Raw genomic sequence first — 18,181 nt, 5'->3', positions numbered from 1 at the left:
GTCGAGTTCAGTCCTGCAGCACCGACAACACGTTGCCCGCCGGATCGGTGAACCAGGCGATGAGCGGTCCGCCGTGCCGGAAGATCCCCTTCTCGTCGGTGCCCATGTCCGGATACTGTTGGAACACCACCCCTTTGGCGATCAATGCATCGACTGCGGCCTCGATGTCGGTCACCGGGAAATTGAGGATGGTGTACTGCGCCGGCACGTGACCGGGCCGGGGATAGATCAGTACCGCCGCAGCTCCCAGGTGAAGTTCGAGCATCCCCATCTCGTTCTCGGTCACCTCGAGACCGAGGGTGTCCGCGTAGAACGTGCGAGCTGCCGGCAGGTCGTCGACGGCGAATCCGGAGAACGGTGCTCGGGCCAGATCGATGGTGGTCATGGACGAATTATCGCGCTCTCCCACGTGCTGTGGGCCGATATCCGAGTAGCGTGGCTCCCGTGACTATTCGCCTCGGTTACCAGATGCCCAACTTCAGCTACGACGGTTCGGTCGCGGAACTCTTTCCCCAGGTCATCGCGCAGGCGCGCGAGGCCGAAGCGGCCGGGTTCGACACTGCATTCGTGATGGATCACTTCTACCAACTCCCCGGAATCGGAAAGCCCGACGAGCCGATGCTCGAGGCCTACTCCGCCCTGTCGGCGCTCGCGACGGCCACCGACACCATCCAGCTCTCCGCCTTGGTCACCGGCAACACGTATCGCAACCCGGCGATCCTGGCCAAGACCGTCACCACGCTCGACGTCGTCAGCGGCGGCCGGGCCATTCTCGGTATCGGTGCCGGCTGGTACGAACTCGAGCATCAGAGCTTCGGACTCGAATTCGGTACGTTCACCGACCGATTCGAGCGCCTCGACGAGGCCCTGCAGATCATCGAACCCATGCTCCGCGGCCAGCGTCCCACGTTCGACGGCCTGTGGTACCAGGTCGAGAACGCGATGAACGAGCCCCGCATCCGCGATGATCTGCCGATCATGTTGGGTGGTGGCGGCGAGAAGAAGACCTTCGGCCTGGCCGCACAGTTCGCCGATCACCTCAACATCATCTGCGACGCAAACGAACTGCCCCGCAAGATGGCCGCCGTTCAGGCCCGGTGCGAGGAAGTCGACCGCGATCCGAAGGATCTCGAGACGAGCTTCCTCGCCTTCGTCATCATCGACGAGGACGGCGACAAGGCCAAGGAGTTGCAGCGGGAGTTCGTGCTGAAGCAGGGCCTCGATCTGACGAACCTGTCCGAGGAGGACGCAGCGAAGGCCACCGACCGCCACTTCTGCGGAACCCCCGACGATGTCGCCGAGCAGGTGCAGAAGCGCGTACTCGATCAGGGCATCGACGGCGTCATCATCAACCTGATCACCAACGGACACCAGCCCGGTGCCGTCGAATTGGCGGGCAAGGCTCTGAAGCCGCTCGTCTAGATTTTCTCCAGCAGTAGCCGCGGGGGTGCGAGCGGTGGCATAGTTCCCCCGTGGCTCAGCTGAGGATGAACGGGCACCGTGTCTTGGTCGCAGACCTGACCGGTGACTCTCTGCGCGCGATGTCGGGTTCGATGGTTGCCTACGAAGGCGATGTCGCCTTCAAGAGCGCAGGCATGGGCGGTGGCGGCGGTTTTCGCGCCGCGCTCAAACAAAAGGTGACCGGCGAGTCGTTGTCGCTGATGGACGTGTCCGGCAAAGGCACCGTGTACTTCGCCGTCGACGCCCAGGACATCACTCTCGTGGAGGTCCAGGGCGACAACCTGCACGTCGAATCGTCTCAATTGCTGGCTCTCACAGGTCAATTGAAGACGGACGTGAAGTTCTCCGGCCTTCGTGGTGCGACGTCGGGGCAGGGGCTTTTCACCACCGTCGTCAGCGGCTCGGGGACGGTGGCATTGCTGTCGAAGGGTGGGCCGATCATCGCGCTCGCCGTCGACCCGCAGTACCCGCTCGTCGTCGACCCCGACGCCTTCGTCGCCCATCGCGGACAGCTCAACCAGAGCTTCGTCACCGACGTCACGTGGCGCTCCGCCATCGGCGGCGGCAGCGGCGAGGCGTTCTCCCTCCGCTTCGACGGCCAGGGCGTCGTCTACATCCAACCCGAGGAGCGCTGACGTGCCGCTCGAACTCGTCAACAGCAAAGTCGTCAAATCCGTTCTGGCACCGAATCAGAGCGTGCTCGCTCGACGCGGATCGATGCTCTACTACACCGGCGACGTCCGGTTCGTCCCGCATTCCATGGGCGGCGGCGCGGGTGCCATGCCCGGCATGAGCGGCGTCGCGGGGATGGCCGGCCGCATGATGGCAGGCGAGCACGTGGCGATGATGGCCGCCGAGGGTCAGGGCGAGGTCTTCTACGGCCACGCCGGGCTGTACGTCGAAGTGATCCATCTCGACGGCTCGTCCATGCTCACAGTGGAGGCCGACCGGCTCCTGGTGCACGACGGCTACCTGCAGAGTTCCATCGTTGCGCTCACCTCCCAGGGCGGCGTTCGCGGAGCAGTGCGCGGTGCCATGACCGGGCAGGGTCTGTTCACGACGCAACTCACCGGCCAGGGCAGCGTCGCGGTTCTCTCGCACGGCGGCGCGACTCCGCTGCAGGTCGGGCCCAACAACCCCATGGTCGTGGTCGATCCGCAGGCGTACGTCTGCCACATCGGCAACATCAACGTCGACATCTCCGCCAACGTCGGTTGGCGTGACGCCGTCGGTAAGGGCAGCGGCGAGGCGATCCAGTTGAAGATGACCGGCATGGGCACCGTGTGGGTGCAGGCGTCCGAGCAGAAGTTCTAGGGAGCGGCAATGAGTTTGGACATTCACACCCCGTACACCCTGCCGGTCAACGACAACGTGCCCGGCAACGACTATGCGTTCTGCGTCGAACTCGCAGGCCAGCCGTGGTTCACGTCCAAAGGCGCGATGATCGCGTACTACGGCAACGTCCGATTCGAACCACTCGGGCAGACGTCCATGCCCGCCATCGTGGCGGCGCGGTTCTCGTCGCCGCTGTACTCGAACGACTGGGTGCTGGCGCAGGGGCAGGGCAAGCTGATCCTCGGGGATCGCGGCTTCAACATCAACAGCTACGACCTCGACGACGGCAACCTGACGATCCGAGCCGCGAATCTGCTGGCCTTCGAGCCGACTCTGGACCTCAAGCAGTCCATCGTGCCCGGCTTCCTGACCCTGCTCGGTACCGGTAAGTTCTTGGCCTCGTCCAACGGCACGGTCATGTTCGCCGAGCCGCCACTACGCATCGACCCGGAAGCGCTTGTCGGATGGGCAGATTGCCCGTCACCCTCGCATCACTTCGATGCCGCCTGGATGCAGAACTTCCTCGGCGCCGCGCGCGGATTCCTCGGGGCCAACAGCGGCGAAGAGCGTCAGTTCGATTTCACCGGCGCCGGCACCGTGCTGATCCAGTCGAGCGAGAAGGTTTTGAACGACACCCACCTGTTGCGGCACATCGAATCGCAGACGGTCTCGCTCGGCCAGAACTCACTGCGGGCTCTGCACAACACCATCGGGGCCCGACTGCAGCAGTAGCTTCTCGTCCGTTCGGAGAAAGCGCGCATACTGGAGTTTCACTCAGGAGGTAGCGCCATGGCCAACCAGGGACCCTTCGGATTCGGATCCGACGACTTCGACAAGTTCGCGCGTGAAGCAACCGAGGGCCTGCGCGAGGTGGTCGGCTCGCTGTTCGCCGACACGGGAGCACCCAAAGCCCCGCCGGAGCCGGAAACCACAGGCCAGAAGGGTGATGGCGTCTGGGCGATCTACAGCGTCGACGATGCCGGCTCGGCGCAGATCGATCAGCTCTACGCCACCGAACTCGATGCGCTGCGGGCACACAAGGACAACACCGACCCGCGTCGACGGGTTCGTTTCCTGCCCTACGGCGTGAGCGTCAGCGTTCTGGAGGACTGAATCGGTACCTTTGATTCTCGTGACTACACAGCAGGATGCAATCTCGATTCCGTTGGGCCGGCCCGTGTTCGTTCAGGCGCTGAGGTACACCGCACTGTTCGATCAGAAGCCGTTCGCCGAGGCGTTGTTGATCTACACCGACAACGGCGCGTACAAGATCATGTCTCCGGGAGAAGACCATTACGGAAGCTACGTCTCGTACACCGACCCCGCCGAGAGTCCTCGGCACGTGATCTTCCTGTCGTGGCCGTCGGAGGATTGGGGACGCAACGTCGCCTCGCACACTCTGACGTTCAACCCCGATTCTGCGGCATTCACGCAGGTACTCGTTCTGCCCGGTAGCCCGGTGCCGCGCTCGCAGTACGGCTATGCGCTGCCGATCGCCGGTCCGGAGAGTGTGGAGATGACGGCTTCCTGGGATCAGGTCCGCGACACGTACGCCGAGACGTTCGAGGAATTGGCGACGCTGGCTACGTAGCCGCTCCGCCGGCATCGACGCCGAATGCTTCGATCGCATTCGCGGCCTGGTCGACGCCGCCGTGCGCACGTACCTCGGCGCTGATCTCGCGTGCGCGCGGCGCGAGTCCCCGGGCTTGTTCGACGGCGTGGCGCAGTCCTGTCGCCGTCACCCCGTCGAAGTCGACGTGCACTCCCACCCCGAGTTCGGTGAGCATCGCCGCGTTGCCGAATTGGTCGACCGCCTGCGGTAGGGCAACTGTCGGTACGCCGAACCACAGGGCTTCGGTGCACCCACCCATTCCGGCGTGGGTGACGAACACGGTGGCGGCGTCGAGCACCGCGAGCTGCGGAACATGTTCGTGGACCTCGACATTCGCGGATAGATCCCCAAGTACGGCGGGGTCGACGCGACGGCCGATGGAGATCACCACGTGCCAGTCCGTGTTCGCGAACGTCTCGATGCACAGCCGGTAGAAGTCGGGGCGTTCGTTGTACCCGGTGCCGAACGATACGTAGAGAACGGGCCCCTCGGGCGCGGACCACGATCGGTCGTGCAGTCGCACCGGATCGAGACACGGGCCGACGAACTGCACCGAGCTGGGGACTCGATCGGCGTTCGGCTGCATCACTTTCGGGATCAACGACAGGCAGTGCTCCGGGTACGTGATCCAGTCCCACGGGTCTGCGTCGATGTCGTTCTCTCGCAACCAGGTCGCATAGGTATCGCGATACGCAACTCCGGTTGTCGACTCGCGGATAGAGGTCATCCCGTCACCGAGATCCTCGATGTAGCCGTCCCAGGCGACGTACGTGGGGGAGAGCTGCACGGCCGTCACCCCGTACCGGACGCCGAGGATCGGGGCGGTCAGGCCGCCGATGTCGTAGAGGATCACATCCGGCTGATCGTCGTCGTAGAACGCGGTGAGCACGGGAAAGGACGCGATCGCTTCGTCGAGGAACACCTGCATCGCCGACGCCGGGTCGTCCGGCCAGGAGCCCTCACCGTCGGGAAGTATCGAGGGGAACGCCACCACCTCGACTCCAGCCGGTTCCACCAAGTGCCGCAACGACTCACCGACGGCATAGGTGACACGATGCCCGCGTCGGACCAATTCGGCGACGACGGCAAGCGAGGGGTAGATGTGACTCGGCGCCGTCGTGCCGATCATCGCGAAGTGCATGCCGCCCACCGTAGGACGCGGAGAGGGTGCGGGGCTACCGGTTTTCGTTGGCGATCAGATCGAGCAGACCGGGGAATCGCTCTTCGAGCTCGTGGCGGCGCAGCGTCACTTTGCGACTGTTTCCGCGATCGACCTGGAACACCAGGCCTGCCTCGCGTAGCACTCGAAAATGGTGCGTCAGAGTCGATTTGGTGACACCGAGCTCGAACGACATACACGTCCGCTCGGCTCCGTCGTCGTCGCCGACGAGTTCGGTGACCACCTGGCGACGCAACGGATCGGCCAACGCGGACATCACCGCACCCAGTTGCATTTCCTCGGGCTCGGGATGCCCGTCCTTGTCCGCCATGCGCTCCTCCTACAAGGTACGACTTGCGCCGTACCTTTAAACCTGGTCTAGTACGACAACCATCGTACCTACGGTTCAGGGGGACACATGAAAGCAGTGCTACCGGTCGTACTCGCGGCTCAATTCGTCGTACCGATGTCCATCTCGGGTACTGCACTCGCCCTCCCGGTCATCGCCGGCGACCTCGGCACCGATCCGACGCCTCTGCAGTGGGTCGTCAACGGCTTCAACATCGCGTTCGCGCTGTTCACCGTCGTCTGGGGCGCGGTGTCGGATCGAATCGGTCACCGCACGTCGTTCCGCATCGGGGTGGTGCTGACGGCCGTCGCGAGTGCGGTCAGCGCCGTCGCGCCGTCGTTGTACCTACTCGATGTCGCGCGGGTGTTCGCGGGCATCGGAGCCGCAGCGGTTCTGGTGGGCTCCACTTCCATTCTCTCGCTTCACTTCCACGGCACGGCCAGAGCAACCGCGTTCGCACTGTTCGGCACCGTGAACGGTCTCGGTCTGGCACTCGGGCCCACCATCTCCGGGCTGCTCGTCGCGGCGTTCGAGTGGCGGGGCGTGTTCGCCGCCCAGGCGGTCGTCCTGGCTGCGGCGGCCATCGGAACTGTCGCTCTGCCGCCTCTGCGAACCGAATCGACGGCGCACCGCCTGCTCGATTTCTCGCTACTGCGCAACCGGAGATTCCTGGCCCTGTGCCTCGTTCCGGTGGCCGGAGCCATCGGATTCGTCACGCTGCTCACGTATCTGCCCGCTGCGCTGAGCGCTGTCGCGTCGCTGACGCCGGGGCTTGCCGGAGTGTTCATGCTGGCCATGACCATCCCCGTTCTGCTCGCTCCGCTGACCGTTGCCCGCCTGAGCCGCATGTTCGACGCCATCACCCCCACTCGGGTCGTGCTGGTCAGCCTCGGCTGCCTCGTCCTCGGCAATCTGGGCATGCTGGCACTGCAACCAGGTGTCCCGCTCGGTGCCGTCGTGGTCCCGATGATCGCGTTGGGGCTCGGATTCGGACTCCCGATCGGCTTGGTGGACGGCGAGGCACTGGCTGCGGTACCGCCGCACAGCAGCGGTACCGCTGCGGGCGTGCTGAACCTGTTTCGCATCGGCAGCGAGGCCCTGATGGTGGCCGGATATGCCTGGTTGTTGACCGTCCTGGTCCGCGGCGAGCTACCCGACCGAGCCGACGCCGACGCCGCAGCAGCCGGACGACCCGGGTTTGCCGACGCCTACGCGCACGCCTACACCGAGGTCGTGTCGATCGTCGTCGTAGCTCTCGTCGTGACCGCGGCGGTGATCTTCTCGCTGTTGCGAACACCACGCCGGGACGTATCGTCGGCCAATGTCCTTTCTGCAACCGGTGACCCTCACTGACGACCTCGTGACCCTCGAGCCGCTGAGCCGCGATCACCTCGAGGGGCTGTGCGATGCCGCCCGCGACGGCGAGCTCTGGAACCTCTGGTACACGAGCGTTCCGAAACCGGAAGACATGGCCGCAGAGATAGATCGCCGGCTCGGACTGCTCGACGCGGGAACCATGCTTCCATTCACTTTGCGGCGCAACGATACCGGGCAGATTCTCGGCGCGACGACCTTCTGCAACGTCGATGCGAACAACCGTCGCGTCGAGATCGGGTACACCTGGAATGCGCGCTCCGCCCACGGAACCGGTACCAACGCGTCGAGCAAACTCCTGTTGCTGACGCACGCTTTCGAGGAACTCGGTTGTATCGCGGTGGAATTCCGCACCCACTGGATGAACCTCCAATCGCGGACGGCCATCGCGAAACTCGGAGCCAAGCAGGACGGCATTCTGCGCAATCACCAACGCATGGCCGACGGTTCACTGCGCGACACCGTCGTGTTCTCGATCATCGAATCCGAATGGCCCGCCGTGCGCAACGAACTCCGTCGACGTACCGCACGGTAAGTTGAGCCCATGCGCGTGGATGGGCGGGACGTTCCCGTAGCGGGAAACCTGCTGCAGCCGCTGGTGAGAAGAACCAGTGACATCATTCGGGTCGTTGCCGCCTCGGTGTTCTTGAGCTTGGTCATCGCCGGCTCGCTCATCACCCGAAATCAGTGGGATGCACTCGAACAATCGGTGTCCAACATCGTCGGCGTGCTCAGCCCCGATCAGTCCAACGCTGTCTACATCGTCTACGGCGTCGCGATCCTCGCCCTCCCGTTCGGGGTGTTGATCGGGCTGATCGCCGGACGCAAATGGAAACTGTTGGCCGGGTACGCGGCAGCAGCTCTGATCGCCGCGCTGGCTCTGTCCATCACCGGTACCGGAATCTCGACTCCGACGTGGGACCTGGACGTGCCCGAGCGACTCGACACGTTCCTGTCGCAATTCCTCGACGATTCACGTTGGATCGCCATGCTCGCCGCGGCGCTCACGGTGTCGGGCCCGGGCCTGCCCGCGCGGTGGCGTCGAGCATGGTGGGCACTGCTGCTCGCCTTCGTACCGATACACCTGGTCGTGTCCACGGTGGTCCCGGCCCGTTCGCTGCTCGGGCTGGCCGTCGGTTGGCTCGTCGGTGCGATCATCGTGCTGCTGGTCGGCACCCCGGCACTGGAGGTTCCACTCGACGCGGCCGTGCGCCTGTTCCGCAGCCGGGGCGTCGACGTCCGCAGCTTCACCGTCGTGCGCCCTGCGGGCCCGGGCCCGTTGGTGCTGAACGCACACACCCCGGACGCCGATGTGGTGGTCGAGCTCTACGGACAGAACCAACGCAGTGGCGGTGCGCTGCGCCAGTTCTGGCGATGGATCACCCGCCGCGGCAGCGAGACAGCGCCGTTGCACGCGTCCATGCGCCGCGCCGTCGAGCATCGCGCATTGATGGGCCTGGCCATCAAGAGTATGAACGCCGCAGGCAGCGACCCGTTGGCGGTAGCAGCACTCGACCGCGGCTGGACGTTGTACGCACACAGCCAGCCCATCGGCGACCCCATCGAAGCCGAGCTCGACGATGCCGCGCTCAGAGCTCTCTGGTCGGCTCTGAACACGTTGCACGAGAACCAGATCTCGCACGGTGACCTGCATCGGGGTGAACTGCGGCTCCACAACGGCGCGGCACTGTTCTGCGGGTTCGGGCACGCAGAACTCGGCGCGTCGGACGCCCAGATGCAATCCGACGTCGCACAGCTGTTACTCACCACCGCAGACCTTTTCGGCTCCCATCGCGCCGTGGCCACCGCCGTCGAGGTATTGGGAATCGACGTCGTGATCGCGGCGTCCGGTCGATTGACCAAGTCCGCCATCCCCCTTCGGGTGCGCCAGTCGGTTGCCGATGCCGGGAAGACGATGAAGTCCGTCCGGCTCGAAGTGCTCGATCAGACCGGCGCCGCGAGTATCGAGGCCGAGCAGGTCACTCGGTTCAGTCGCAACCAGATCATCTCGCTCGTGTTGCTGATCGGATTGGTCTACGTCGCCTACCCGTTCATCAGTGCAGTTCCCGCGTTCGTCGTCGAATTGGGCTCGGTCGACTGGTGGTGGGCACTTCTCGGTCTGGCCGTTTCCGCACTGACCTACATCGGTGCGGGTGCCGCATTGTGGGCCTGCGCATTCGGCAAGGTCAGCTTCCGGAATCTGACGATCATGCAGGTAGCGAACACTTTTGCCGCGACCACGACACCTGCGGGCGTCGGTGGCCTGGCCCTGAGCGTTCGCTTTCTGCAAAAGGGTGGATTGGGTACCGTCCGCGCGACGGCCGCTGTGGCACTGCAACAGTCGGTTCAGGTGATCACCCATGTCAGCCTGTTGATCTTCTTCAGCGTCGTCGCCGGAACGTCGTCGGGGCTGTCCAACATGGTGCCGGGCAACACCGTGCTGTACCTCATCGCCGGCGTCGCATTCGGAGTCGTCGGGACCTTCATGTTCGTGCCCAAGCTGCGACTGTGGCTGAAAGTGGCCGTCCGGCCCCAGGTTGCCGAAGTGCTCACCGAGCTCGGCGAACTCGCCCGCGACCCGAAACGGTTCTCGATCATCATATTGGGTTGCGCCGCAACCACTTTGGGTGCTGCGCTCGCCCTGTGGGCGAGTGTCGAGGCGTTCGGCGGCGGAACGACGTTCGTGACGGTGACAGTGGTGACGATGATCGGTGGCACATTGGCCTCGGCCGCCCCGACGCCGGGCGGTGTGGGGGCCGTGGAAGCAGCCCTCATCGGCGGGCTTGCCGCGTTCGGTCTCCCCGCCTCCATCGCAGTCCCGTCCGTGCTGCTCTATCGCGTACTGACCTGCTGGTTACCGGTGTTTCTCGGCTGGCCGACGTTGCGCTGGCTCACCAAGCACGACATGGTCTGAACGGCTGCATCCCCACTACGGCGCCCGTTGTGGGTGCTAGCGTTCACGCAGGTTAGTGGCTGGTTCTACGGAGGGCGTCACCATTTCCGAACCGGGAGACTTCGCACCCACCGCGGAGGAACGCTGGGTGCGGCTGTTCATCAGCGGAATGACGCTCACGTTCGGCCTCGCCGGGGCCCTGATGGTCCCCGCCGGTCAGTTCTCCGACCCCATGTCGATCGCCGTGCTCCTGGCGTCCGTCACCACGGTGCCGGTGGCGATTGCCTGGTACCTCCGGCCGTGGGCGTCCCCGAGGATGGCGATCGTCTACATCCTCTACGCCGACGTCGGCATCGTGACCGTTCTGTTCGCCTTCCAAACCCACTTCGACGCGATGCCGGGCTGCGCGATGTTCTCGATCGTCGCGGCGTTCATCGTCGTCGCGAGCTCGCACCGTGTCATGTTGATTCACTTGGCAATCGGCGCACTGACCCTCGCGGGCCTCGCTGCTCTGGCTGTCTCCGAGGGCGCCGATCCATGGTCCACCACTTCTCGAATGGTCACCATCGGATCCCTCTACGCCGCACCCTTCATGATCAAGTCGTACATCGGTCAGCTGCGAACGAGCGCGGCGAGGGCATTGCGAGATCCGTTGACCGGCCTGTGGAACCGACGTGGGCTGCTCGATACCGTCGACTCGTTGCGCCTGTCCCCAGCCGAGGATCGCGCACAGCAAGCGGTCGGAGTGACCGTCCTCGACATCGATCGGTTCAAGCACATCAACGACAGGTTCGGCCATCCCTCCGGTGACGCAGTGCTCGTCGAGGTCGCCCGTCGCCTGTCCTATGCGGTGGGGGACAAGTCCGCGGTCGCACGACTCGGCGGCGACGAGTTCGTGGTCGTCAGCGTCGGAACCAGAGAGTCCATTGCCGAATCGGACAACAGGATTCGCGCATCGCTGGAGGAATCGTTCGACGGCCCGCCGTTCACCACCAGTGTGGGCTCGGCCGTGGAGACGCCACCCGCCGACACCGGCCTACATGTACTGGTCCGACGGTTGATCGCTCTCGCCGACATCGAGATGTATCGCTTCAAAGCACGGACCTCGGGAAAGTTTCCGGAGACGGGACTGTCCGCAGCGGACGCCCGCGAACAGGCCAGGCAGAGAATCGATGCGCTCATCGCATCCGGCGGTCCCGACATCTTTTTTCAGCCCATCTGCGACACGGTCACCGGTTCGACCGTCGGCTACGAGGCACTGTCGCGGTTCCCGTTCGGCCACGGATCGCCCCTGTCGTGGTACCGCGACGCAGCCGAGGCCGGCGTCGGTCCACGGCTCGAACGCGCCGCACTGGAACGGGCACTAGCGGATGTTCACCTGCTGCCACCGGGGCCGTTCGTGTCGCTCAATGCGTCGGCCGACACCATCCGCACCACCGACCTACTCGACCGGTTGCGTCCGCATCTGGCAACCCGAACCTTCCACCTCGAGATCACCGAGCACGAACGCGTCGACGACTACCGTGCGGTGACCCGCGCCATCGAGGGTCTGCGCGACGCGGGGGTCCAAATCTCCATCGACGACGTCGGAGCCGGATTCGCCGGTATGCGCCACATCGTCGAGCTCAGGCCCGACACCCTCAAAATCGATTACGCACTCGTGCACGGAATCGATCGGGACTCGTTCCGTCGCGCCGCGGCCACGGCGATCATCGACTTCGCCCGACAGATCGGTGCCGGCGTGATCATGGAGGGTGTCGAGACCGACGCGGAATTGCGGGTGGCGGCCGATCTCGGTGCCGACATGGTGCAGGGGTTCCTCACCGGTCGACCACAACCGGCCACCGTGGCCGGTGGCCGGATCGACGAATCCGCTACACCGAGGAATCGACGGTGAATTTCGTCAACGACGGTGCTGCGGCGAGCAGCGGCGGCAATTCGACGATCTTGCCCGGTCCGGCGCGGAACTCGCGGTACTTCGCGTCGGCCTCCGCCGATTCCCACGTCTCGTGCGCGACGACGTGCGCTTCGTTCTCTTCGTCGACCCACACCTCGACGCCGAGGCACCCCTCGAACGCGCGGGTGTCCGCGAGAACGGTCCGCAGCAGCGCCCGTGCTTCGGCGAGGGATTCGGGCTTGAACGTCAGATCCAACTGTGCAATGAGAGCCATACCGTCACCCTAGACCCGCTCCGCTGCGCCGACGCTCCGGCGGGCTTACGATGTCGCAGCAACTCGAAAGGCCGACGACACATGACCACCGTGATCTCCAATGCGTATATCGCCCCCATTGTCGGCGACGAGATTCCCTCCGGCTATCTCGTGATCGAAGGAACGAAGATCACCGCCGTGGGATCCGGCTCGGCACCGGTCCTCGCCGGGGCAGAGAACATCGACGCGTCCGGCTGCCTCGTCACGCCTGGACTGGTGAATACCCATCACCACCTCTATCAGTGGGCCTCTCAAGGTCTCGCCAAGGACAACACGCTCTTCGAATGGCTTGTGGCGCTGTACAAGCCATGGTCGAAGATGGATGCCGAGGTCGTCGGTGGCGCAGCTGCTGCCGGCCTCGGCTGGCTGGCGAAATCGGGATGCACGACGAGCACCGATCATCACTACATCTTCCCCAAGGGCCGGGGCGACCTGTTCGCCGCCGAGATCGACGCGGCTCAGCGCATCGGCGTCCGATTTCAGCCGTGCCGCGGCTCGATGGACCGGGGTGTCTCCGACGGCGGTCTGCCGCCCGACGAGGTGGTCGAAACGCTCGACGACATCCTCACCGCTACCGCCGAGGCCATCGACACCTATCACGACGCCGCCTTCGGCTCTATGCTCCGCATCGCCGTCGCGCCGTGCTCCCCGTTCTCGATCAGCAAGCAACTGCTCGTCGAGTCCGTACAACTCGCCCGCGCAAAAGGTGTTCGGCTGCACACCCATCTGGCCGAGACTCTGGACGAGGAGGAGCATTGCCTCGCTCAGATGAACTGCACCCCGGTCGAATACATGGAGCAGGTCGGCTGGCTCGGTGACGACGTGTGGTTCGCCCATGCGGTACACCTGCACGACTCCGACATCGCGAAGATGGCGGCCACCGGCACCGGCATTGCGCACTGCCCGAGTTCCAATGCACGTCTGGGCGCAGGCATCGCGCGAATCTCGGACCTGCTCGCGGCCGGCGCACCCGTCGGCCTCGGTGTGGACGGTTCCGCTTCGGCCGAGATGGTGCCGCTTGCCGGCGAGGTCCGCCAGGCGATGTACATGCAGCGAGCCAAGTACGGTCCGACAGCACTGACCGCGCGTCAGGCACTCGAGATCGGAACCCTGGGCGGTGCAAAGGTACTGGGACGGCAGAGCGAGATCGGTTCGCTCGAGGTCGGCAAGCTGGCCGACATCGCCATCTGGCGCACCGATGGTTTCTACTCGGCCGTGGACGACCCTGTGGTCGCGTTCGCCTACGGGCAGACGCCACCGCTTGCTCGCTTGATGGTGGGCGGTCGAACGATCGTCGAGAACGACGTCCTGATCAGCGCACCGCAGGACGAAATAGGCCGCGCCGGAGCCGATGCGCACCGTCGCCTGATGACACTCGCGCAGGACGTGCTGTGAGCGGGTCTTGGAACCCAGTACTTCAATCCCGCAACACCTTTGCATCACGCGCGAAAGTCGTGACCTCGTCGGTCAACCACACATGCGCCGGAACTGCTCCGCCGAGAAGCTCCCGCGCCAGAGCCGGGGAGTCTCCGATCGGGACGTCACTGCCGGCAATGATGATGTTGCCGTAGCGCCTGCCCTTGAGCATCGCAGGATCGGCGACGATAGCCGTGTGCGGAAAGATACTTCCGACGGTCGACGCCTCCTGCTTCGCGAGCGAGAGATCGCGTCGATCACCGCAGTTGACGACGTACATGCCGGCGGGCGAGAGAACGCGTCGAACATGCTCGGTGAACTCGGCGGTGAGCAGCGGAGGCGGAGTAACCGCTCCCGCGAACACATCTCGCACGATCAGGTCACGACTGTTCTCACTCAAGGTCTCGGTGACCGCTCTGGCTTCACCCACGCGGATACGCAGCAGCGGTGCCCGCGGCAAGTCGAACCATTCACGAACCAGCTCCGAGAGCTTCCCGTCGAGCTCCACCACCACCTGACGTGCACCGGGGAACTCGGCGGTGAACGAGCGCGCCAGCGTGCAGGCCCCGCCCCCGAGATGCAGCGCCCGCAGCGCGAAGCTCGAATCCCATTGCGCCCGAACCAGTCCCGAGATCCACCGCATGTACTCGAACTCCAGCACGGTCGGGTCGTTCATGTCGATGTGCGAGCTCGGGACGTCGTTCACGTTGACGACCCACCCGTCGTCGGAGAAGGTATCGCGCACCAGTTCGCAGGTGCCCGAGTCGATTTCGAACAGGCCGGGCTTCAGCCCTCCAGCGGACTCACGCTTCCTACCCATGGGAGTCCTCGAGCCGGAAGTCCTCGAAATCGAATCCCGGGGTGACGGTGCAGCTGACCAAGCTCGGCTCGTCGCCCATCGGACGCGCCCGCTGCCACACCGACGGTGGCACGATCTGCTGCGGAGATTCGGGTGCAACCAGCAGCGAGGTCACCTCACCCGGCTGGGTTCCATCACTGCCCAGGTCGAGTTGCACCGGACTGCCCCGGTGATAGAGCCACATCTCGGTGCCGCGAACGGTGTGCCAGGCCGACTGCTGACCGGGCATGAGCAGGAACAGAATTGCCGTCCCTGCCACGCGGGGACCGGGATAACCGTCGGGCAGAGCTGCCTGTGGAATCGTGACCTCGCTGCGCCAGGTCTCCTTGAACCATCCACCCTCCGGGTGGGGTGCAAGGTCCAGGCTCTGAGCCCAGTCGGGCAACGATGTCATGCCGGCAAGCCTAGTCAGTCCGTGGCGACCTGAACCCGGAACCTGTCGCGCTCGGTGTGCAGGCTCCACAGCTGCTCGGCGAGAGCCTCCGGGCTCTTCTGCGGATCGCTACCGTCGATGGCACCACCGATGATCAACTGCGACACCTGGATTCCCTCCGCGGCCAACTCCTCGTTGAGCAGCTGCGCATAGGCGGCCTGACCTGCGAACGCGATGGATGTGCCGGTGACGGTACGACCGGGCTTCACGGCAGAGCCGCCGTTGACGAACAGGATCGTGCCCTTGTTCTTGCCGAGGAAGCGCATTCCCGGCAGCACCTGATGAACGGCGGCGATGGGTCCGTAGATGGAGAACTCGACCGGACCGACCATGTCGGCCGGGGTGGTCTCGAGCACGGGCCGCATGAAGTCCTTCTGCGGAAGCGGGCTGTACTGCAGCACCTCGATGGGGCCGAGGGTTTCTGTGACCTGCTCGAGCGCTGCGGCGATGGAGGCCGGATCGCGCACATCGGCGACGAATCCCTTGGCGGATACACCGTCGGCAGCGAGCTGATCAGCGAGTGCGTCGACACGGGACCGGTTGCGGGAGATGAGGCCGACCGAGAAGCCCTCCGCGCCGAACTTACGCGCCACTGCTGCTCCGAGACCTGCACCTGCTCCGACTATTGCTATCGATGTCATGTCGAATGCAAGGAGCGAGAATCCTCGACTATTCCGACGACCGTCTCGAGCAGGGCTTCCGCACTGTCGTGCAACGCGGTGACATCCGCGGTCCAGCCGAGCACCCGCAGGGCGGCCTCGGCAATCCCCGCCGCATCCACCGTCGGGTCGCGGCGTCCGTTCTCGCGGTCGGCACGCGCGTTCACCACGGTCTCCACCAGGCGAAACGGCAGGTCCTCGGTGCCCGGCCGACGCTCGGAACCGAGCTGAACCACCGTGTCGGACGCGATGGCCGCATACAGGCTCATCAGTGTGTAGCGGTGGTCTCGAAAGGCCTCGAAACGCTCACTGCGCAACTCGGGCAGCAGGTAGAGGGCGCCCAGATTCCAGGTGGACGCGGCCAGCTGCCCGGCGTCGAAGTAGGCGAGGGCGTACATCTGGGTCGGGGCCTCGGCTCCGGAATCGTGGATTCGCTGCGCAACGGCCAACGGCGCGTCGACGGTGCCACTGAGCAGGGCGTCGAGGATGTCGTCCTTGGTGGCGAAGTGGTGATAGAGCGAGGCCTGACGCAATCCAACGGCGTCGGCGATGACGCGGGTCGAGGTGTTGGTGAATCCGCGCGTGGTGAACAGCTCAGCCGAGGCGTCGAGTATTTCCTCGCGAGCGGTGTCTCCTGCCCGCTTCTTTGTGCTCAGCCGTGGTCTGCCTGCGCCGGTCATGACTGCATCTTGTCAGGTCCACGTGACGGTGAGATTTCTGTCATCTGATCGAAATAGACGAAACGAGCTTGTTTCACGGCGGACACCGCCCGGGAACGGCGGTGCCGAAAACTATCAACTGACAGAAACCCGCCTCGGCGATGCAGCGGGCGGTCACTCACCACCCACCTCGCCCGTAGGAGTGAACATGAGCTCGACAACATTGCCGGCCCCCGGCGCGGGATCGGAACCGGTTCGTACGACGGACCATTCGGATCTTGCGTCCCTCGGGTACGACCAGCAGCTGCACCGTAGCCTCGGCAAGTTCGCGTCGTTCGCCGCCGGCTTCTCGTTCGTCTCGATCCTGACCACCATCTTCCAGCTCTTCGGCCTCGGCTTCAGCTTCGGCGGCCCGGCCTTCTTCCTCACCTGGCCGCTGGTGTTCCTCGGCCAGTTCATGGTCGCCTTGAACTTCGCCGAACTCGCCGCGCGCTACCCCATCTCGGGGGCCATCTACCACTGGTCCCGGCGCATGGGCGGTGAACTGGTCGGGTGGTTCGCCGGGTGGTTCATGATCATCGCGCAGATCGTCACCGCCTCCGCCGCCGCAATCGCGTTGCAGGTGGTGCTGCCCAGCATCTGGGGCGGATTCCAGTTCATCGGTGAGGACACCGCGCTGACCTCGTCGAGCGGAGCAGCCAATGCCGTTGTGCTGGGATCGATTCTGCTGGTACTCACGACCACCATCAACTGTATCGGCGTGAACTGGATGTCGCGCATCAACAGCATCGGCGTCACCTGCGAGATCGTCGGCGTCATCGCTCTCGTGCTGGTGTTCTTCACCCATGCCGAGCGCGGCCCGCAGGTGGTTTTCGACACCGGCAGTGCCGGAGCAGATCCCGGCTACATCGGGGCCTGGATCGTCTCGGGTCTGATGGCCGCCTACGTCATGGTCGGCTTCGGCTCGGCGGGCGAGCTCGCCGAGGAAACCCGCAATCCCCGACGCGTCGCACCGCGCACCATTCGCCTCGCGCTGTCGGCATCGGCACTCGGCGGTGGCCTGATGATCGTCGGCGCACTGATGGCCGCACCCAGCCTCACCGACGGTGCGCTTGCGACGCAGGGACTTCCGTACGTCATCGATTCGATTCTCACCTCGCCGTGGAGCAAGGTCCTGCTCGTCGACGTCGCCATCGCCGTGTTCATCTGCACCCTCGCCATCCAGACCGCAGCCTCCCGGTTGATGTTCTCCATGGCCCGTGACGGACGACTGCCCGCATCCGCTGCACTGGCCAAGGTCAACTCGCGCACCGGAACTCCCATCGCACCCTCGGTGCTGATCGGCCTGGCCTGCGTAGCCATCCTCGCCGTGAACGTCGGCAACTCCGCGATCTTCACGACCCTGTCGAGCGTCTGCATCGTGCTCATCTACCTCGCCTACATGATGGTGACCGTCCCGCTGCTGATCCAGCGACTCAAGGGCTGGCCGCACGGCGGCGTGCAGAAGGACAGCGACGGCGAGAAGCTCTTCACCCTCGGCCGCCTCGGCCTGCCGGTCAACATCGCCGCAGTTCTCTACGGCGGGCTCATGGTGGTCAACCTGTCGTGGCCACGAGCCGAAATCTTCGACCCCACCGGCGAATTCCCGCTGCTGCGCTGGGCCGCACCCCTGACCGTCCTCGCAGTGATCGTCGTGGGCATCGCCTGCCTGCCCCGCGGCAAAGCCCACCCGAAGCCCGTCACGATCGGAGCCTGAAGTCTC

General features: G+C 64.9%; 20 protein-coding genes. 12 read left to right on the top strand and 8 right to left on the bottom strand.

Annotated features, from left to right (window positions below; all coding sequences use genetic code 11):
• Nucleotides 1-7: 7 nt before the first annotated feature.
• Nucleotides 8-385: a VOC family protein gene (locus VF34_RS14980; protein WP_027495165.1), complete on the bottom strand. Its 378-nt coding sequence runs from the start codon at nt 383-385 to the stop codon at nt 8-10.
• Between the two features lie 59 nt (nt 386-444).
• Between VF34_RS14980 and VF34_RS14975 the strand changes: the two genes are divergently transcribed.
• From VF34_RS14975 to VF34_RS14950, 6 genes are all read left to right on the top strand, one after another.
• Nucleotides 445-1,422 carry an LLM class F420-dependent oxidoreductase gene (locus VF34_RS14975; protein WP_032368006.1) on the top strand — a complete coding sequence of 326 codons (978 nt, stop codon included), beginning with the start codon at nt 445-447 and terminating at the stop codon, nt 1,420-1,422.
• Nucleotides 1,423-1,487: 65 nt separating this feature from the next.
• Nucleotides 1,488-2,096 (top strand): AIM24 family protein, encoded by a 609-nt coding sequence (locus VF34_RS14970; protein WP_027495163.1) that lies wholly within the window; start codon nt 1,488-1,490, stop codon nt 2,094-2,096.
• Nucleotide 2,097: 1 nt separating this feature from the next.
• The gene (locus VF34_RS14965) at nt 2,098-2,775 is read left to right on the top strand and encodes an AIM24 family protein (protein WP_027495162.1); all 678 of its coding nucleotides are present in this window, start codon (nt 2,098-2,100) and stop codon (nt 2,773-2,775) included.
• Between the two features lie 9 nt (nt 2,776-2,784).
• Nucleotides 2,785-3,528, top strand: a complete 744-nt coding sequence (locus tag VF34_RS14960) for an AIM24 family protein (RefSeq protein WP_027495161.1) — start codon at nt 2,785-2,787, stop codon at nt 3,526-3,528.
• Between the two features lie 57 nt (nt 3,529-3,585).
• Nucleotides 3,586-3,909 carry a hypothetical protein gene (locus VF34_RS14955; RefSeq protein WP_032373490.1) on the top strand — a complete coding sequence of 108 codons (324 nt, stop codon included), beginning with the start codon at nt 3,586-3,588 and terminating at the stop codon, nt 3,907-3,909.
• Nucleotides 3,910-3,928: 19 nt separating this feature from the next.
• Entirely contained in the window at nt 3,929-4,387 is a 459-nt protein-coding gene (locus VF34_RS14950; RefSeq protein WP_052718678.1) for a hypothetical protein, read from the top strand.
• Here VF34_RS14950 and VF34_RS14945 read toward each other — a convergent pair.
• Entirely contained in the window at nt 4,380-5,549 is a 1,170-nt protein-coding gene (locus VF34_RS14945; RefSeq protein ID WP_045841724.1) for a macrolide family glycosyltransferase, read from the bottom strand. The two genes, VF34_RS14950 and VF34_RS14945, sit on opposite strands and share 8 nt — an antisense overlap.
• Nucleotides 5,550-5,583: 34 nt before the next feature.
• Nucleotides 5,584-5,898 carry an ArsR/SmtB family transcription factor gene (locus VF34_RS14940; protein ID WP_027495157.1) on the bottom strand — a complete coding sequence of 105 codons (315 nt, stop codon included), beginning with the start codon at nt 5,896-5,898 and terminating at the stop codon, nt 5,584-5,586.
• 87 nt (nt 5,899-5,985) lie between these two features.
• Between VF34_RS14940 and VF34_RS14935 the strand changes: the two genes are divergently transcribed.
• Genes VF34_RS14935 through VF34_RS14920 form a run of 4 tightly spaced genes read left to right on the top strand, consistent with a single transcriptional unit; the run spans nt 5,986 to nt 12,080 of the window.
• Nucleotides 5,986-7,269 (top strand): MFS transporter, encoded by a 1,284-nt coding sequence (locus VF34_RS14935; RefSeq protein ID WP_032373488.1) that lies wholly within the window; start codon nt 5,986-5,988, stop codon nt 7,267-7,269.
• On the top strand, nt 7,238-7,825 hold the full coding sequence (locus tag VF34_RS14930) for a GNAT family N-acetyltransferase (protein ID WP_032367733.1): 588 nt from the start codon (nt 7,238-7,240) through the stop codon (nt 7,823-7,825). Before VF34_RS14935 ends, VF34_RS14930 begins: the two co-directional genes overlap by 32 nt.
• A gap of 9 nt (nt 7,826-7,834) precedes the next feature.
• Nucleotides 7,835-10,204 carry a lysylphosphatidylglycerol synthase transmembrane domain-containing protein gene (locus VF34_RS14925; RefSeq protein ID WP_032373487.1) on the top strand — a complete coding sequence of 790 codons (2,370 nt, stop codon included), beginning with the start codon at nt 7,835-7,837 and terminating at the stop codon, nt 10,202-10,204.
• Nucleotides 10,205-10,259: 55 nt separating this feature from the next.
• The gene (locus tag VF34_RS14920; protein ID WP_230595188.1) at nt 10,260-12,080 is read left to right on the top strand and encodes a bifunctional diguanylate cyclase/phosphodiesterase; all 1,821 of its coding nucleotides are present in this window, start codon (nt 10,260-10,262) and stop codon (nt 12,078-12,080) included.
• Here the strand turns inward: VF34_RS14920 and VF34_RS14915 are convergent.
• Nucleotides 12,058-12,354 carry a putative quinol monooxygenase gene (locus VF34_RS14915; protein WP_027495153.1) on the bottom strand — a complete coding sequence of 99 codons (297 nt, stop codon included), beginning with the start codon at nt 12,352-12,354 and terminating at the stop codon, nt 12,058-12,060. The genes VF34_RS14920 and VF34_RS14915 overlap by 23 nt on opposite strands.
• 81 nt (nt 12,355-12,435) lie before the next feature.
• Between VF34_RS14915 and VF34_RS14910 the strand changes: the two genes are divergently transcribed.
• A complete protein-coding gene (locus VF34_RS14910) occupies nt 12,436-13,788 on the top strand; it encodes an 8-oxoguanine deaminase (protein ID WP_176457184.1) in 1,353 nt (450 codons plus the stop codon).
• Between the two features lie 22 nt (nt 13,789-13,810).
• Here the strand turns inward: VF34_RS14910 and VF34_RS14905 are convergent, their stop codons facing one another.
• From VF34_RS14905 to VF34_RS14890, 4 genes are read right to left on the bottom strand one after another with little or no spacing between them, the layout of a single operon-like run.
• Nucleotides 13,811-14,629: a spermidine synthase gene (locus VF34_RS14905; protein ID WP_032373486.1), complete on the bottom strand. Its 819-nt coding sequence runs from the start codon at nt 14,627-14,629 to the stop codon at nt 13,811-13,813.
• The gene (locus VF34_RS14900; protein ID WP_032373485.1) at nt 14,622-15,062 is read right to left on the bottom strand and encodes a cupin domain-containing protein; all 441 of its coding nucleotides are present in this window, start codon (nt 15,060-15,062) and stop codon (nt 14,622-14,624) included. Before VF34_RS14900 ends, VF34_RS14905 begins: the two co-directional genes overlap by 8 nt.
• A gap of 14 nt (nt 15,063-15,076) precedes the next feature.
• On the bottom strand, nt 15,077-15,742 hold the full coding sequence (locus VF34_RS14895; RefSeq protein WP_032367728.1) for an SDR family NAD(P)-dependent oxidoreductase: 666 nt from the start codon (nt 15,740-15,742) through the stop codon (nt 15,077-15,079).
• Entirely contained in the window at nt 15,739-16,440 is a 702-nt protein-coding gene (locus tag VF34_RS14890; protein ID WP_032367727.1) for a TetR/AcrR family transcriptional regulator, read from the bottom strand. The genes VF34_RS14895 and VF34_RS14890 overlap by 4 nt, the downstream gene beginning before the upstream one ends.
• A 187-nt stretch (nt 16,441-16,627) precedes the next feature.
• Here VF34_RS14890 and VF34_RS14885 point away from each other — a divergent pair, with 187 nt between their 5' ends.
• Nucleotides 16,628-18,175, top strand: coding sequence for an amino acid permease (locus VF34_RS14885; protein ID WP_032373484.1), 1,548 nt, complete (start codon nt 16,628-16,630; stop codon nt 18,173-18,175).
• Nucleotides 18,176-18,181: the final 6 nt, after the last annotated feature.

The sequence above is a fragment of the Rhodococcus sp. PML026 genome (genome assembly GCF_000963615.1).
Lineage (GTDB): Bacteria > Actinomycetota > Actinomycetes > Mycobacteriales > Mycobacteriaceae > Rhodococcoides > Rhodococcoides fascians.
This window is presented reverse-complemented; position numbering and strand designations above follow the sequence as displayed.